At 68.1% G+C, this 15,637-nt stretch carries 14 protein-coding genes; 6 read left to right on the forward strand and 8 right to left on the reverse strand.

The annotated features are described in order from the left end of the window. Positions 1-91: 91 nt before the first annotated feature. The 4 genes from ACKN61_RS00490 to ACKN61_RS00505 form a co-directional block, all read right to left on the reverse strand. Complete coding sequence (locus ACKN61_RS00490; RefSeq protein ID WP_408951819.1) at positions 92-499, reverse strand: I78 family peptidase inhibitor; 408 nt, start codon at positions 497-499, stop codon at positions 92-94. Positions 500-617: 118 nt separating this feature from the next. Continuing rightward, positions 618-938 carry an I78 family peptidase inhibitor gene (locus ACKN61_RS00495; protein ID WP_223619194.1) on the reverse strand — a complete coding sequence of 107 codons (321 nt, stop codon included), beginning with the start codon at positions 936-938 and terminating at the stop codon, positions 618-620. A 279-nt stretch (positions 939-1,217) separates the two neighbouring features. Further along, positions 1,218-2,420 (reverse strand): ribonuclease H-like domain-containing protein, encoded by a 1,203-nt coding sequence (locus tag ACKN61_RS00500; RefSeq protein ID WP_408951820.1) that lies wholly within the window; start codon positions 2,418-2,420, stop codon positions 1,218-1,220. After that, positions 2,417-4,828, reverse strand: a complete 2,412-nt coding sequence (locus ACKN61_RS00505; protein ID WP_408953733.1) for a DEAD/DEAH box helicase — start codon at positions 4,826-4,828, stop codon at positions 2,417-2,419. Before ACKN61_RS00505 ends, ACKN61_RS00500 begins: the two co-directional genes overlap by 4 nt. A 450-nt stretch (positions 4,829-5,278) precedes the next feature. On the opposite strand from ACKN61_RS00505, the gene ACKN61_RS00510 reads away from it, so the two are divergent. The 5 genes from ACKN61_RS00510 (at position 5,279) to ACKN61_RS00530 (ending at position 11,885) form a co-directional block, all read left to right on the forward strand. Continuing rightward, positions 5,279-6,895 (forward strand): N-acetylmuramoyl-L-alanine amidase, encoded by a 1,617-nt coding sequence (locus tag ACKN61_RS00510; protein ID WP_408951821.1) that lies wholly within the window; start codon positions 5,279-5,281, stop codon positions 6,893-6,895. Positions 6,896-7,226: 331 nt separating this feature from the next. Further along, complete coding sequence (locus ACKN61_RS00515) at positions 7,227-8,687, forward strand: Hsp70 family protein (RefSeq protein WP_408951822.1); 1,461 nt, start codon at positions 7,227-7,229, stop codon at positions 8,685-8,687. A gap of 106 nt (positions 8,688-8,793) precedes the next feature. Then, the gene (locus ACKN61_RS00520) at positions 8,794-9,891 is read left to right on the forward strand and encodes a hypothetical protein (RefSeq protein ID WP_408951823.1); all 1,098 of its coding nucleotides are present in this window, start codon (positions 8,794-8,796) and stop codon (positions 9,889-9,891) included. Continuing rightward, positions 9,888-10,505 (forward strand): DUF938 domain-containing protein, encoded by a 618-nt coding sequence (locus ACKN61_RS00525; RefSeq protein ID WP_408951824.1) that lies wholly within the window; start codon positions 9,888-9,890, stop codon positions 10,503-10,505. The genes ACKN61_RS00520 and ACKN61_RS00525 overlap by 4 nt, the downstream gene beginning before the upstream one ends. Before the next feature lie 24 nt (positions 10,506-10,529). Continuing rightward, positions 10,530-11,885, forward strand: coding sequence for a hypothetical protein (locus ACKN61_RS00530; RefSeq protein ID WP_408951825.1), 1,356 nt, complete (start codon positions 10,530-10,532; stop codon positions 11,883-11,885). Here the strand turns inward: ACKN61_RS00530 and ACKN61_RS00535 are convergent. Both ACKN61_RS00535 and ACKN61_RS00540 read right to left on the reverse strand, forming a co-directional pair. Then, positions 11,795-12,412 (reverse strand): YiiX family permuted papain-like enzyme, encoded by a 618-nt coding sequence (locus ACKN61_RS00535; RefSeq protein WP_408951826.1) that lies wholly within the window; start codon positions 12,410-12,412, stop codon positions 11,795-11,797. The two genes, ACKN61_RS00530 and ACKN61_RS00535, sit on opposite strands and share 91 nt — an antisense overlap. A 10-nt stretch (positions 12,413-12,422) precedes the next feature. Then, entirely contained in the window at positions 12,423-12,965 is a 543-nt protein-coding gene (locus tag ACKN61_RS00540; RefSeq protein WP_408951827.1) for a GNAT family N-acetyltransferase, read from the reverse strand. Positions 12,966-13,112: 147 nt separating this feature from the next. Here ACKN61_RS00540 and ACKN61_RS00545 point away from each other — a divergent pair, with 147 nt between their 5' ends. Beyond that, positions 13,113-13,940, forward strand: coding sequence for a DNA polymerase beta superfamily protein (locus ACKN61_RS00545; RefSeq protein WP_408951828.1), 828 nt, complete (start codon positions 13,113-13,115; stop codon positions 13,938-13,940). 155 nt (positions 13,941-14,095) lie between these two features. Here the strand turns inward: ACKN61_RS00545 and ACKN61_RS00550 are convergent, their stop codons facing one another. Both ACKN61_RS00550 and ACKN61_RS00555 read right to left on the reverse strand, forming a co-directional pair. Further along, positions 14,096-14,722 (reverse strand): thymidine kinase, encoded by a 627-nt coding sequence (locus ACKN61_RS00550; RefSeq protein WP_408951829.1) that lies wholly within the window; start codon positions 14,720-14,722, stop codon positions 14,096-14,098. Positions 14,723-14,867: 145 nt separating this feature from the next. Beyond that, positions 14,868-15,614 (reverse strand): hypothetical protein, encoded by a 747-nt coding sequence (locus ACKN61_RS00555; protein ID WP_408951830.1) that lies wholly within the window; start codon positions 15,612-15,614, stop codon positions 14,868-14,870. Positions 15,615-15,637 lie beyond the last annotated feature (23 nt).

A 15,637-nucleotide genomic window follows, 5' to 3' on the forward strand; every position in this document is an offset into this window, starting at 1 on the left:
GGGTGATCGCTCGCGTGCCGGCGAAGCTCGATTCGCCGGCACGCGATAGCGCTAGGGATAAGCGCCGCTTCTGCGCTGAACCGCCCTGCGATCAACCGCAGCCGACGTCGACGATGACGTTCTTCTCGTCGACATGCACGTTGACGCGGCCGTCCAGGTACTCCTTGGTGATCATCTGGCCGGGCTTGAGCACACGGACGGTGTGGCCGCCGGCGCTGACTTTCGCCTGCTCCACGGTGGCCGCATCGGCGGTCTTGCCGACCAGCGTGGCCTTCGCCGTTTCGGCGTTGCAGGTGCGGCGCGACGGCATCGGCGAGGGTTCGCCGGGGGCGATGCTGCTGGCGTCCTGAGCGTCGGCCGGCTCGACCGCGGCGCTCGGCATTTCATCGGCGGGGCGGGGGCCGGCGCAGGCGGCCATCGCCAGCGGCAGCGACACGGCGAGCAGCGCGCCGGACAGCAGGCGGTGCAGGGGCTGGGAGAGAGCGGTCCGGTTCGACATGGCGACGTCCTTCGCTGGATGCGCGCGCGGCGCGTTGGCCCGAGCCTGCCCCGGCACAGCTGTGCCCAGGGTTAACGCCGGCCGCGGATCCTGCGATCCGCGACCGTGCGCACAGCCTTCAACCGCAGCGCAGGCCGGTGATGGCGCCGCGTTCGTTGACGTCGATGTTGAGGCGGTCTTGCTGGAAATCCATGGTTGCCGCCATGCCGGGTGTCAGCACACGCACGGTGCGGCTGCGGGTTTCGACGCGGGCGCGTTCGACCACGTCGGCATCCGGGGCGCGGCCGATGGCCCAGCGTGCGGCTTCGGCGTTGCAGGCGGCCGGGCCGATGTCGGTCGGCGGGATCGGCGTGGCGCAGGCGGCCAGGGCGAGGCTGAGGACGGCGCCGGCAACGAGCGGACGGAATCCGATGAGGCGGTCGGTGGCGAACAGGGACATGGCGAGGCTCCGGACGTGGTCGCGGGCAGAGTGCGACCGGCGACGTGTGCGGCGTATGAAGGCCGCGGGTTGCGCAGTGTAGCCGGGGTGTTCGCGACCCAGATGACTCAATCGGGCGCTATGTGCGGCCGCGACAGCAGGTTTTGGACAGGGGTTGCACTCAAAGCGGATTGGCTTCGGTCGCAAGCCGCGATCGCGATCGTGGCTACCGCTGCGCCACCGACGGGCGTGCGACGGCGATGTCTCGCAGGACCCGTCCGATGCGGCGCCGGTCATCGCTCAGACCGGCAAGGCCGCCTGCGCCTCGACCAGCTTCAGCATCAACTGCGCCAAGGTCACCACGTCCTGATGGTTATGCGCGGCGACGCGGCGCAACAAGGCCGAACTGCCGCCGCGCAGGTAATGCAGCCACGCGGCCGGCGCCTGCGAGCCGGGCAGATCGTCCTCGCGCACGATCCGCAACAGCTCGCGTTCGATGGTCGCCAACTTGCAGTTCTCCCAGACGCCGCGATACAGGCGCCGGGTCGGGAACAGCAGGTCGACATGGTCGAGCCCGGCCAGCGGATTGGCGATGCGGGCGAGGCGGTAGCGCGTATTGAGCAGCGGCGCGTCGTAACAGCGGCCGTTGTAGCTCGACAACACCGTGTCCGGTGTCAGCCACTGCGCGAACGCGCGCAGCATCGCCGGCTCGGCGGCGAGGGTGGCGATGGTCAGCTGGCGGATACGCAGGCCGTCGCCGTGCACGGCGTGGCGATGCCAGTCGGCCGCGCCGATCATGAAAGCGCGGGTGCCGGTGCCGCCGGCCAGGCCGGTGGTCTCGGTGTCGAAGAACATCAGCCGGCGCGGGTCGAGCGCGTCGTCGGGACGTTTGGCGAAGGCCAGCGACAGCGAAACCTGCGGCGCCGGCAGGCTGAGGTGGACTTCGCTGAAGTAAAGGCCGGGGGCGATCTCCTGGCCGGGCACCGAGCGGTCGATGGGGCCCGGCGCCTGTGTGGGCCGCGCAGCGAATGCGGTCGGTTGCGGCAGCGGCGAAGTCCCTGGCTTGCGCTCGCGTTGCGCGATCAACCGCCGCAGGGCGTCGAGGTCGGGGCGCGCAGAGCGGATCTCGGGGAGCCCGCCTTCTCCGAACAGGGGAGTGCGGGCGTCGGGGAGCGAAGAGCAAATCTCCCCCGGTCCCTCTTTTTCAAAGAGGGGAGTGCTGGCGTTGGTGTGGGGAGAGGGGATGACGTCCGGTGCCTTGGATGCCCGGGTCGGAACGCTGGCAGGAAGCACGGAACGAACATCGTCATCGTCACGGGCCAAGCCCGCGATGCTCGAAGTCCTGGCGATCGTCGCGCTCTCTTCCCGCGAAAGCGGTTGGCTCCCCTCTTTGAAAAAGAGGGGCTGGGGGAGATTTGCCTTGTCACTCGGTGTTCCCGCATCCGCGACCGCGCGCCCGGCCTGCCGCTGCAACATGCGCAGCTTGGCGATATCGATGCTCACGCGTCCTCGCCTTCGCCGAGCAAGCGCAGCACTTGCCGCGCCAGCGATTTCGGCGTGTTCTCGCTGCGGGTTTCGTCGACGGCCAGGATCGGGCCGACGCAGGCCGGGCAGCCGGCGCGGCAATCGCAGCGTTCGATCAGCTCGCGCGCGCGCGTCACCAGTTCGGCCTGGCGCAACCACAAAGGTTCGCTGAGCCCGACGCCGCCCGGGAAGTTGTCGTACAAGTACACCGTCGGCACGAACTGCTGCACGTCGAGCGAGGCCATCGCCGTGCCCGGCACCAGTTCGTGGCCGACGCCGCGCAACTGCCCGCGCCCGCCGGCGTCCTGGGTCGCGAACCAGGCACCGTCGCCGTTGCCGACCGACTTCTGCAGATCGCGCGCGTCGGCCATCACCGCGACGGTGGCGACCACGTGCAGCGCATGCGCGGCGCCGAGAAAGCCGTCCAACGCATCTTGTTTCGAATCGAACCGCGACAGCAGCACGCCCTGCGGCAGTTGCCACCACACCGCGGTGGTGTGCAGTTCCTGGTCGGGCAGGTTGACCGGGCCGTAGCCGATGTTCTCGTGGGTGTAGTAGCGGATCTTTTTATAGCCGGCGACGCGGCGCACCACGTGCACTTCGCCGTGGTGGCTGTCGCCGCGCCCGGCCTCGCCGCCGTCGAAACGGTCCAGCACCTTGAGCTTGGTGTAGTCGATCGAGTCGGTGTAGTAGTCGACCTGGGTGCGGGTGACATAGGCCTTGCGGCCTTCCCAGTCGAGGCGTTCGACCTGGTAGGGCAGCGACTGGATCATGTGGATCGCGCCTTCGTACAAGGTCAGCGCGGCGGCCGAGTAGTCGACCTCGGCGATGATCGCCTGGCGGCCGTCGCTGCGGTCGACCACGACGAAGTTGCCGTCGGCGACCGAGCGCAGGCTGACCGCATTGGCCGGATAGCTGTCGGCGATCCACTCCCAGCGCTCGCCTTCGCGATGGACCACGCCGGTCTCGGCCAGCGCCTGCAGGTACACCTCCGGATCGATCGGGCCGAACGCCTCGCCGTGCTGGAACGGCAGTTCGAAGGCGGCGCAGCGGATGTGGTCGAACAGGATCAGCGGTTGATCCGGGGCGATGCGCGCGTGCTCGGGCGGGGCGTCGGCGAAGAAGTCCGGGTGGCGGACCACGTATTGATCGAGCGGCTGCGAGTTGGCCACCAGCACGCCGAGCGAAGGCTGCTGGCGGCGCCCGGCGCGGCCGAAGCGCTGCCAGGTGGCCGCGACCGAGCCGGGGTAGCCGTTGAGCACGACCACGTCGAGGCTGCCGATGTCGACGCCCAGCTCCAGCGCCGAGGTCGAGACGATGCCGTCGATACGGCCGTCGCGCATCGCCCGTTCGGCCTCGCGCCGCTCGGTCGGCAGATAGCCGCCGCGATAGGCGCGGATGCGCGCGGGCTTGCGCGGGTCGTGGTCGAACACGTCCTTGAGGTACTTGGTCAGCACCTCGACCATCAGCCGGGTCTGGGCGAACACCAGGGTCTTGAGCCCGGCCTTGATCGCGATGCGGGCGATGCGGTTGCTCTGCGAACGCGCCGAGGCGCGCAGGCCGAGGTCGGCATTGACCACCGGCGGGTTCCACAGCAGCACGTGCTTGTCGCCGGTCGGTGCGCCGGATTCGAGGATCGCGCGCACCGGGCGCTCGATCAGGGCCTGCGCATGCGCCTGCGGGTTGCCGATCGTGGCCGAGCACAGGATGAACTGCGGCGCGACGCCGTAGAACGCGCAGATGCGCTTGAGCCGGCGCAGCACGTCGGCGACGTGGCTGCCGAACACGCCGCGATAGGTGTGGATTTCGTCGATGACGATGTAGCGCAGGTTCTCGAAGAACTGCGCCCACTTGGTGTGATGCGGCAGGATCGCCTGGTGCAGCATGTCCGGGTTGGACACGACGATGTCGCCGTGCAGGCGGATCGCCTGGCGCGCATCGCCGGGGGTGTCGCCGTCGAAAGTGAAGGCCTTGACCCCGAGGTCGCCGGCGCGGTTGAGCTCCAGCAGCTCGGCGACCTGGTCCTGCGCCAGCGCCTTGGTCGGGAACAGGTACAGCGCCTTGGCGCCCTGGGTCATCGCCGCGGCCAGCACCGGCAGGGTGTAGCACAGCGACTTGCCGGACGCAGTCGGGGTGACCACGGCGACGTCTTCGCCGGCCTGGGCGGCGTCCCAGGCTTCGGCCTGGTGGCTGTAGAGGCGCTCGATGCCGCGCGCGCGCAGCGCCGCCTTGAGCGGTTCCGGCAAGGCTTCCGGCAGCGGCGCGTAGCGGCCCTCGCGGCCGGGCAGGGTGAAGCGGCCGGTGATGCGGTCGCGGTAGCGGTGCTGCAGGCGCTCGGCGAGCGCGCCGCCGTGGCGGGCGTCGACGGCTTCGTCGGCGCGGGCCAGGGCGCGCTGCGCGGCCGCGGCCGGGACGAGGTCGCGCTGGGAGGGATCGATCAAGGCGGACATATCGAGGCGGGCGACGGCTGCAGGGGCGGAGTCTCGTTGTACGCGACGACAATCTCAGTCCGTGAGACGGCGTGCAGACCCGGACTGACGATCAGGCACCTGCTCGTGCCGTTCGTCCCATGGCGCTTCACTAAGCAAGCTCGAATCGGTGTTATGGCTCGGCCACAACGTCGTCGACGATGTTGCGACAGCTGTACTTACACCTAAAAGACGAACAAGGCACTTGCGACGACTCAATCGGGATCGGCATAGGCAGCCGACATCCCGAATCAAGATCGAGTGCCGCATGGAAGAGCGCACGGACATGGCCGACATCTCGCATCGCATGCGTTCGCAAGGCGATCGTTACGGCCGTCGACTCAGCACCAATTAAATGGAGATTAGATCGTGACCGATGAAAATAAGGGATATCCGACCGGTACGCGTCGTTCGCAGGGGCGTTCGAATGCAGGTCGCCAGCCGTTGTTGAGCGTCATGGCATCGGCTTGCATCGTGGCGGCGACGCTGGCCGTGCAGAGCCCGCTTGCGGCGGCCCAAGCGAAGCCGGGTGGCCAGGTCGTAGCGCCGCTGGGCAGCGGCAAGGCGGCGGCGATTTTTGCAAGCAAGGATCGACAAAAGATAGAGGCGATGCTGACCGACGAACTGCAGCGCATCGTCGATCGACAGAAACGTCTGGAGGGCCAGGGCAAGATCGTTCGCGTCAAAGCGAGCCTCGACATGACCAGCAAGGCTCTCGTCATCGATCTGAGCAGGGCCTATGTGCCGAAGTACAACGGCGGACGCTTCGAAGACCAGCAGCACGAGCTGGCGATGGCCGCGATGTCGATTCTGAGCGGAACGATCGCCATCGATGAGGTCAGATTCCTGTTCGACGGAAAGAGTATCTACAAGTATTTTCCGCAAGACGAAATCGCGCCGAGACAGCCCAAGGCCACGGCGGTAGAGCCGGCCGACCTGGTGGTCGTGTCCGCGGCGCATGGGTATTACCTCCACTATAAAAACAATACTTGGGAGCTGCAGCGCCCGACGGCTCCCCACGGGGTCTACGAGGACTTCATCACGCAGTATTTGGCGCAGCATCTCGAGGGCTATTTGGGCGCGCGTTCGGCGGCCAACCTGGGTATCCCGCGCAGCCACCTCAGCACCACGCATGCTCCTTCCGGCCACCCGTGGTGGAAGATGTCGGCGCGTACTTACCTGGAGACCCAGTTTCCGGATAACCCCAGCATATGGAGCACTTCTGGCAATCAAGGCGACGATCGTCAGTACGATCAAGACATCAATGCCCGCCCCAAATTTGCCAACCATATCAATGCGACCGCGTTACTGAACATCCACACGAATGCCGACGACGGCAGCGGAACCGCACGCGGAACGATCGTCGCCTACCATACCGGTCGCGAGATCAGTCGAGCGCTCGGCAGCAGTGTCCTGTGCTACATGGCGGAACAGATTCATGCGGTCCCCGGCTATGCCAGCTTTCCCGTCGCGGCCGCTCCGACCGGATTCACCAATAAAGGCGAGAACGAACTGGCGCATATGCCGGCGATCATCGTCGAAACCGCCTTCCACACCAATGCGACCGATGCAGCGGCCCTTCAGGATACGAATTTCCAGAAGGGTGCCATGAGGGGTGTGGAAAAAGGCTATCGCATGTGGCGCCAAGGCAAGCCGTGCACGACACAGGCGATCGCCTCGATCCCGGCCGCTACCGGCAACATCAATACCGCGTTCCCGGTAACGGTCAATTTCCAGGGCTACCCGCAGCTTCCGGTCAAGGCCGAAACGAAAGTCGTGAGCTGTCCGGCGACCTGGAACTGCAGCAACATGGTGAAGTCGACGACCATGCTGTCGCAGACGCAGTTGCAATACCAGATTCTCTGCACGAGTCCGAACCAGGTGGCCGATGCTTCCTTCACCGTCGATACCACGCTGGTCGACGCGGACGGCGTGCGTACACAGCCGGTTCGCAACACCTATACCTGCAAATGGCCGGCGACGTAGATCAGCCTTGTGCTCTGCCGGGCGAGCGTTGTCGGCTAAGGCGCTCCTCGTATGGGCCGCTCGGGGTTCCATTCGTTTGACTGAGGTGGCGCCGCACTGCCTGAGGCAGTGCGGCGCAGTCGCTCCCGATGGAGCCGGGCGGACACCGCCGGCAAACCGATAGCGCAATTTGCCGGATGCGTCGCCAAACCTGGAGTCGCCTCCGGCCGGGGCTTCCAGTGAAGAACCGGTATGGGCGTGGCGCTGGTATCCCTCGCTTATCGCGCCACGGTTCAGCCCCGTCGGGCCGGGGCACTGTATCCTTGCGCGCCGCAGAACCCTCAGTTTCCCCATGAAGATCGGTATCGATTTCGGCACCAGCTATTCGGCCGCCGCGGCCCTCGTCGACGGCGAGGTCCGCACGATCCGCTTCGGCGACGAGCGCCAGTTCCGCACCACGGTGTATTTCCCGGAGGCCGTGCCGGACCCGAGCCAGTTCGAGCTGACCGACGCGCTGGAAGCCGAGGTCGAGGCGCAGGTGCGCAATGCGCGCACCCAGCAGACCCGCGCGATCAACGAGGCGCAGGCGCGGCGCGAACACGCCGCGCGCCTGCCGGCGGAACAGCGCGAGGCGGCGCTGGCGATGATCCCGACGCCGGCGCAGCGCTCCGAGCAGGACCTGCGCCGCGACGCCGTCCGCGCGGTGCGCCGGCAGTGGCTGGAGCTGCAGGTGCGCGAAGCGCGCGCCTCGGCGGCCTCGTTGCAGAACGCGGTGTACGGCGAAGAAGCGGTCGAGGCCTACCTCAGCGAAGGCTTCGGCAACCTGGTGCAATCGCCCAAGTCGATGCTCGGCTACCAGCTCGCGCCGCACGTGCGCCAGACCATCGTCGGCATCGCCGGCTACATCCTCGAACACATCCGCCTGACCGCCGGCCAGCAACTCGGCGCCAACGTGCGCCGCGCCGTGCTCGGCCGCCCGGTGCAATTCCGCAGCTCGCTCGGCGCGGCCGGCGGCGACCAGGCCCTGGAGATCATGACCGAGGCGGCGGCCAGCGCCGGCTTCGACGAGGTCAGCTTTCTCGAAGAACCGGTGGCGGCGGCACTGGGCTATCACGCGCAGAGCGCCGATCGTCACCGCACCCTGGTCGTCGACATCGGCGGCGGCACCACCGACATCACCCTGGCCGAAGTCGGCGGCCCGCAGGCGCCGGTGGTGCTGGGCTCCTGGGGCATCGCCCGCGGCGGCGTCGACGTCGACCTGTCGCTGAGCCTGTCGCGTTTCATGCCGCTGTTCGGCAAGGGCCGGACGCGGGTGCCGGCGCACCATTATGTCGAGGCCGCGACCGTGCACGACGTGGTGCGCCAGCGCGAGTTCCAGCGCCGCGACAGTTACCGCGAAGTCGACGCGCCGTTCGGCCCGCGCCTGATGTCGCTGCAGCAGGCCGGCAACACCACGCGCCTGAGCCGCGCGGTGGAGTCGACCAAGATCCAGTTGAGCACGCAGGGCGACAGCCAGGCCACGCTGGACTACATCGAACGCGATCTCGCCTTGGCCTCGACCGCCGACGATCTGGCCCGCGCGGCCGACCCGTTCCTCGGCAACCTGGCCGAACTGCTGCGCGAGGTCGGCGCCGAAATTACCGCCGAGCTGGGCGAAGCCCCGGCCGCGGTGTTCCTGACCGGCGGCATGTCGCGCGCGCCCTACGTGCGCGAAACCGTGCGCCAGTGTTTCCCGAACGCGCGCCAGGTCGCCGGCGACGCCTCGCTCGGCGTGGTCTCGGGGCTGGCGTTCGCGGCGGCGCGGGAAGTTTGACGGGCTAGGCATCCGAATCCGTCCGCGACAGGCCACAGGTATCGGAACAAGCCAGAGGCTATGGCAAGGTAGGGACACAGCGTGTAGACAGCCAGGAGGCCAAGTCGTGCAGACGGAATCGGTACACGTGCCGGCGTTGGCGCCGGCGGGCCCCATGGAATGGGCGCTGGATAAGTTCAGGCAGCACCCCAAGACGTCCGTGGTATCCGCCGCAACCCTATGGGGCGGTGCGATCGTTCTTCATCACTTTTTCAGCATCGGGTATCTGCCGGTACTTGCCGTCTCCGATTTGCTGGGCGTGGCCATGGCTTCGGCGGCGATAGGTTTGATTCTGCTGCTCGTAGTGATGGTCTTACTCGTGTTTCCGGGCTTGATGTTGATCTACTGGCGGCGTCAGGGCATCGGGCCGAAGACGGTCGTTCGGCTACAGACGGACCAGCCGTTGCATCGCCGCTGGAAGCACCGGTCCTATGCCCTGACGAGCGCAGCGGCGGCACTTCTGGCCGCCGGCGTATACGGTGTAGTGTTGTTCTACACCGACGTGCCCTATCTCCTTATTTTTCTGCTCCTGCCTCCTCTCGTTGCGGCGGTAGCATTGGAAACGCCGTACCGCGAAAGTTTTGTCATCAAGCCCTTGAAGAAGCTGCCGGCGCTGTTCCTGTTTCAGGTGTATTGCTACGTGCTTTCGTGGTCGTTCACCGCCTTGATCCTGCTGCTCTGGCAATACGAGCGGGACACCATCTTCCTCGCGAACACGGCCTTACTCGTAATCGCCGCAATATTCCTGCACATGGTGATGCTCGCGGTAGTCGACATGCCGGGACGGGTGAAGTTCGTAGTTCCGCTGCTGACGACGATCTACATCTTGGTGTTCACCAGCTCATTATCGATAGGTGCTGGACGAATCATCAATTTCTTCGGTTTGGGCCAGATCTCGCGGGCCGACATTGCACTGACCAAAACCGGTTGCGACACGGTCAACGCGATCTGGAGCAAGCGCCCGTGTGTTGTGGTTAACGGCGGCAATCCGAGTTCGTATTTGTTGGCGGACGTGGATCTGGTCACACGCATAGGTCCGCATTACGTGCTCGGCGAACGCGGCGTCGTAGCCGATCTCAAGGATCGCCATTTGATCCGTGTCGCGGTACGCAGCGAAGACGTGCTTGGATGGGCCAGGGTCAGAGAGGAAAAGGCGCCGCGATGAAACCCCATTCCCCCTCCTGCGACCGCAACCGCGATCCGATCCTCGCGGTGTTGCGCGAGCATTTCGCCGGGCGCCGTCGGGTGCTGGAGATCGGCAGCGGCACCGGCCAGCACGCGGTGTATTTCGCCGCGGCCTTGCCGTCGTTGAGCTGGCAATGCTCCGACCGCGCCGAGTACCTGCCCGGCATCGCGCTGTGGCTGGACGAGGCGGCGTTACCGAATACGCCGGCCGCGGTCGAGCTGGACGTGGCCTCGCCGCGGTGGCCGGGCGAGGCGGACGAGGCGCTTTTCGATGCGGCGTTCAGCGCCAACAGCCTGCACATCATGGGCTGGGCCCAGGTCGAGGCCTTCTTCGCCGGGCTCGACCGGGTGTTGGCGGCGGACGCGACGGTCGTGGTCTACGGGCCGTTCAATTACCGCGGCGAGTTCAGCAGCGACAGCAATCGCGAATTCGACGCCTGGTTGAAGGCGCGCGACCCGCAGTCGGGGGTACGCGATTTCGAGGCGGTCGATGCCCTGGCCGCCGCCATCGGGCTGCGCTTGCTCGTCGATGAGGCGATGCCGGCCAATAACCGTTGCCTGGTGTGGCGCCGGTCGCCGCCGCACAATGCCTGACCCTTCGGCTTCCCGACTCCGGCCATGATGCCTCGTCTGCCTTGCCTGGCCCTGCTGCCGTTGCTGCTGTTCTTGCCGGGTTGCAGCCGCGAGCCGGCGCCGCCCGAAGCCGGCGCGCAGACGGCGGACGCGCCGTGGCGGGTTTCGGCCTGGCCCTTGCGGATCGACGCGGCGGCGGCTCAACCGGATTTAATCGCGACGCCGGACGGGCGGGTGTGGTTGTCGTGGATCACCGGCGAGGCCGGCAAGTTCGCCTTGCGCTACGCCGTCGCCGACCGCGACGGCGGTTGGCCACAGCCGCCGCGCTCGATCGCCGTGGGCCAGGACTGGTTCGTCAATTGGGCCGACACGCCGCATCTTGCGGTCAGCGCCGACGGCGCGGTGTGGGCGCATTGGCTGCAGAAATCGGCGCAGGCGCCGTATGCCTACGATGTGGTGTTGGTGCGTTCGGCCAACGGCGGCGCGCCGTGGTCGGCGCCGCTCAAGGTCAATACCGACGGCGGCCAGAGCGAGCACGGCTTCGTCTCGATCTGGCCCGACGGCGCCGATGCGGTCGGCGTGGCCTGGCTCGACGGCCGCCACAGCGACAGCGGCCAGGCCGGCCATGGCGGCGGTCACGGCGGCGGTTCTGGCGCGATGAGCCTGCGCAGTGTGCTCGTCGGCGCCGACCTGCATCGCTTCGACGAAGTCGAACTCGATACGATGACCTGCGATTGCTGCCAGACCGATGCGGCGATGACCGCGCGCGGTCCGCTGCTGGTCTATCGCGATCGCAGCGAGGGCGAGGTGCGCGACATCGCCGTCACCCGTCGCGACCGAAGCGGTTGGACGAAGCCGAAGCCGGTCCACGCCGACGGCTGGGTGATGCCGGCCTGCCCGGTCAACGGGCCCTCGGTCAGCGCGCGCGGCGAGGCGGCCGTGGTGGCCTGGTACACCGCGGCCGGCGACGTGCCGACGGTGCAGGCAGCCTATAGCGGCGACGCCGGCGATCGTTTCGCTGCGCCGCTCGTGCTCGACCGCGGTGAACAGGTGCAGGGGCGGGTCGAAACCGCATTGAGCGCCGATGCGGCCTGGGTGCTGTGGTTGCGTGAGGACCGCAGCGGCCAGAGCCTGCAACTCGCGCGCCTGGCGCCGGATCTGTCGCACGAGCGTCAGCGCATCGAAGTCGCGCGCCTGCAGGGCCGCGGCCGCGGCACCGGGTTCGCGCAGATGGCGGTGACCGGCGAGGCGGTGCACGTGGTTTGGACCGACTACGTCGGCCGCGAGGCGGTCCTGCGCGGGGCGCGGCTTCAGCCCGAGGCGACGGTGATCAGCAAGGGCGAGTCGAACATCGCCGCCGGCGAGATCACCGGTTCGGCCAGCGGCACGCGTTCGCCGTAACGTTCGCGCAGCTTGGCCTTCACCGCCGGGTCGTCGAGCTTGAAGCTGCGCAGCGGCTGCAGCGTGCCGATGCGCACGCCCAGGGCGCGGTCGTACATCTTCCAGACCAGCTCCGAGCAATAGATGCGCTGGTCCGACCACTCGAACGCCAGGTCGTAACGGCGGCCGCGGAAGGCTTCCGCCGAGTCGCGCAGTTTCGTCGTCTGCTGCGCCGTCAACGGCGTGCGCAAGCGCTTGAGCACGTAGTGGCCGCCGCTGCCGCGGGCGATCCAGCGCTGCAAGGGGGTGTAGGCGACCGGGTCGATCGCTTCGAACACGTAGGGCCGGCCGTCGCGGTGCAGGATCACGCCCATGTGGCTGTAACGCGAGCCGGTCGCGCGCTGGATCGCCTGGCTCTGCGAAGAGCGCGAGACGTGGAAGATCACGTCGCCGTCGCGGACCTGCGGCGGGCGCGCGTCGGCGCAGCCGCTGGCGGACCCGCCGAGCAACGCGGACAGCAGGCCGCAGGCGAAGAGGCGGAGTTTCATGCGGCCGGCGTCAGTCGGCCGGCGCCGGTGCGGTCGAGAACAGCCGCAGTTCCTTGGCGTCCTCGCTCATGCGCACCATGCCCTCGAAGCGCAGGCCCAGCCGCTCCAGCACCTTGATCGAGGGTTGGTTGGCGGGATCGGTGATCGCCAGCACCCGCGACAGCGCCAACGCCTCGCGCGCATGGCGCAGCACCGCCTCGCCGGATTCCAGGGCATAACCGCGCGACCAGTGGCGCGGCAGGAAGGCATAGCCCAGGTCGGGGTCGGGCAGGGTCTCGCGCCGCAGCAGGCCGCACATGCCGATGGCTTCGCCGCTTTCGCGCAGCTCGACCCGCCACAGGCCGTAGCCGTTGCGGGCGTAGCTCTGCGTCGGGCCGTCGAGGATGTAGCGCACGGCGCCGTCCAGATCGCGCACGCCGCGGTCGCCGATGTTGTCGATGAAGGACGGTTCGTTGAGCAGTTCGAGGATGAAGCCGGCATCGTCCGGCGTCAGTTCGCGCAACAGCAGGCGTTCGGTCTGGATAGCGGTCGTGGACGGCGTCTTGGGCGGCATCGGCGGCATCGGGTTCGCTGGAGTGCGGCGCGCTCGTCGCGGCGCCGGGGTCGGTGCACGATACGCCAGCCCGCGGCGTCCGCGCAGCATCGGAACGCGCCGGCGTTTGCGCTACGCTGCCGGGCCACGCATCGGCATGCCACGGCAATGAATTCCACGGACGCGGCCCACGACATCCACCCGGTTTCGGACGAGAAGCGGAGCGCGGTGCTGGCTGCACTGGCGGCGGTCGAGCGCGAGCACGACGTGCGCATCGTCTACGCCTGCGAGTCCGGCAGCCGCGGCTGGGGGTTCTCCTCGCCCGACAGCGACTACGACGCCCGCTTCGTCTATGTCCATCGTCGGCCGTGGTACCTGACGGTCAACGAACGCACCGGCCTGGGCGAGCCGCAGCGCGATGTCATCGAGCTGCCGATCGACGACGAGCTCGACGTCAGCGGCTGGGACCTGCGCAAGGTGCTGCGGTTGCTGTCGAAGTCCAACCCGACCCTGTTGGAGTGGTTGCGTTCGCCGATCGTCTACCGCGAGGACGGCATGCTGAGCGCCGGATTGCGCGCCCTGGCCGATGAGTTCTATTCGCCGATCGCCGCCTGGCACCACTACTTCAGCCTGGCCCACGGCACCTTCCGCGCCCACCTGGGCGGCGACGCCATCCGCACCAAGAAATACCTGTACGCGCTGCGCCCGGTCCTGGCCTGCCAGTGGATCGAGCGCGAGCAGGGACCGCCGCCGATGGCGTTCGAGGATCTGTTGGAGCGGCTGCTGCCCGACGGCGAGGTGCGCGAGGCCATCGAGGCCTTGTTGGCGCGCAAGCGCCGCAGCGCCGAGGTCGCGGCCGGGCCGCGCGTGCCGGCGATCAGCGATTTCCTCGCCGCCGAGCTCGGCCGCATGCAGGCCATGGGGCAGGCCTTGCCGGCCGGGAGTGGGCGGGCGGAACGGCTCGACGAGTTTTTTCGGTCGGCCTTGGTGGATTAGGCGAGGCGGCTAGGGGGCGCCGGCGGTCGAGGGTTCGCGGTCGCGGCTTGCGCCGCTCCTACCCAGGAGCGACGCCAGCAAGGGTAGGAGCGGCGCGAGCCGCGACCGCGCCAATGCGATGACCGCGCAAGCTTCAGTGCTCGAACGCTGGCTGCTTACCTAGACAACTGCAACGACTGCTGCAAAGGTTCGATCGTGCCCTCGCCGCGCATGACCTTTTTGTACTCGGCGCGCGAGACCGACACGTAGCGGTCGTTGCCGCCGATCTCGACTTGCGGCCCGTCCTGCACGGCGCGGCCGGCTTCGTCCACGCGCACGGTCATGGTGGCCTTCTTGCCGGAATGGCAGATGGTCTTGATCTCGGTCAGCTCGTCGGCCCAGGCCAACAGGTATTGGCTGCCTTCGAACAGTTCGCCGCGGAAGTCGGTGCGCAGGCCGTAGCAGAGCACCGGGATGCGCAGGGCGTCGACGATCTCGCTGAGTTGCCAGACCTGCGAGCGGCTCAGGAACTGAGCCTCGTCGACCAACACGCAATGCAGTTGCCCCTGCGCGGCGATGTCGGCGCGGATCAGCTGTTCCAGGTCGGCATCGTGGCCGAAGGCGACGGCGTTGGCGCGCAGGCCGATCCGCGAGGCCACCGTGCCGCTGCCGGCGCGGTCGTCCAGGCGCGGGGTCAGGATCGCCACGCGCATGCCGCGCTCCTGGTAGTTGTGCGCCGACTGCAGCAGGGTCGTGGTCTTGCCGGCGTTCATCGCCGAATAATAGAAATAGAGCTTGGCCATGGCCGCAGTTTAGGGCGCGTCGCGGCGCCGCCACAGACTTGACGTGCGGCGCGCGAGCGCCGAAGACGCGGTCCGGCCTGTTCAGTCGACGCCGGATGCGCAGCCGACCGCATCAACGCGGACGCGGCGGGTCCTGGGGGTCGGCCTAGTCCTTCGGTTCGCTCTCGGCGGGCGGCGGCAGGACGGCGCCTTCCGAGTTCATCGTCTCGACGTCGCCGACGTTGACCGTGCCGCCGAGTTTCAGCTTCCACAGGCGGTCCTGGCGTTGCCAGTAGTGCTCGGCGTTCCAGTTGGCGCCGGCGTACAGCCCGCCGGTCAGGGCGACCGCGCCGGAGGCGTCGCGCTGGCCGGCCAGCACGCCGACGTCGGTGCCGATGTGGCTGCCGGTGATCTGGTTGCGCAGGCGTTGCAGGCGGCGGGCGTAGCGCGGCTTGACCGTCGGGTCGCCGTACACCCGGTACAGCGCCGGGCCCAGTTCGAGCGCGCGCTGGCGTTCGGCCGCGCTCAGCGCGGCCCAGTAGCGTTCGCGCAGGCCGACCAGGTCGCGATAGCCGCGCTCGGCGGCGAGGTCCATCCACACGTAGGCCAGGGCGCGGTCGGCCGCCACGCCTTCGCCCTTCCAGTACATCTCCGCGACCAGGCCCTGCGCGGGCTTGTCGCCGAAATAGCCGGCGCGGCGAAAACGATCGAGGGCGACGGCGTGATGTCCGCGCCGATACGACTGCAGACCGAGCTGGCGGTACTCCACGTCGGGATGCAGGTGCATGTAGCCGACGTCGGCCAGGGCCGCATCGGCGGCCGGGTCGGGCCCGATAGGCGCTTGCGACGCGGCCGAAGCCGAGCCCGTCGCCAACCAGGCGGAGAACAGAAAACAGATCAGACGTCCTGTCACGGCATGCGCTCCGGTGTTCGCGC

It is taken from the genome of Lysobacter sp. Hz25 (assembly GCF_046097045.1).
Taxonomy (GTDB): domain Bacteria; phylum Pseudomonadota; class Gammaproteobacteria; order Xanthomonadales; family Xanthomonadaceae; genus Lysobacter; species Lysobacter antibioticus_B.

Bases quoted from the DNA above. Each gene is read 5' to 3' on its own strand.
- ACKN61_RS00535 (WP_408951826.1), bottom strand. From the start codon at position 12,412: ATGAAACTCCGCCTCTTCGCCTGCGGCCTGCTGTCCGCGTTGCTCGGC.
- ACKN61_RS00530 (WP_408951825.1), top strand. From the start codon at position 10,530: ATGATGCCTCGTCTGCCTTGCCTGGCCCTGCTGCCGTTGCTGCTGTTC.
- ACKN61_RS00540 (WP_408951827.1), bottom strand. From the start codon at position 12,965: ATGCCGCCCAAGACGCCGTCCACGACCGCTATCCAGACCGAACGCCTG.
- ACKN61_RS00550 (WP_408951829.1), bottom strand. From the start codon at position 14,722: ATGGCCAAGCTCTATTTCTATTATTCGGCGATGAACGCCGGCAAGACC.
- ACKN61_RS00490 (WP_408951819.1), bottom strand. From the start codon at position 499: ATGTCGAACCGGACCGCTCTCTCCCAGCCCCTGCACCGCCTGCTGTCC.
- ACKN61_RS00515 (WP_408951822.1), top strand. From the start codon at position 7,227: ATGAAGATCGGTATCGATTTCGGCACCAGCTATTCGGCCGCCGCGGCC.
- ACKN61_RS00525 (WP_408951824.1), top strand. From the start codon at position 9,888: ATGAAACCCCATTCCCCCTCCTGCGACCGCAACCGCGATCCGATCCTC.
- ACKN61_RS00545 (WP_408951828.1), top strand. From the start codon at position 13,113: ATGAATTCCACGGACGCGGCCCACGACATCCACCCGGTTTCGGACGAG.
- ACKN61_RS00495 (WP_223619194.1), bottom strand. From the start codon at position 938: ATGTCCCTGTTCGCCACCGACCGCCTCATCGGATTCCGTCCGCTCGTT.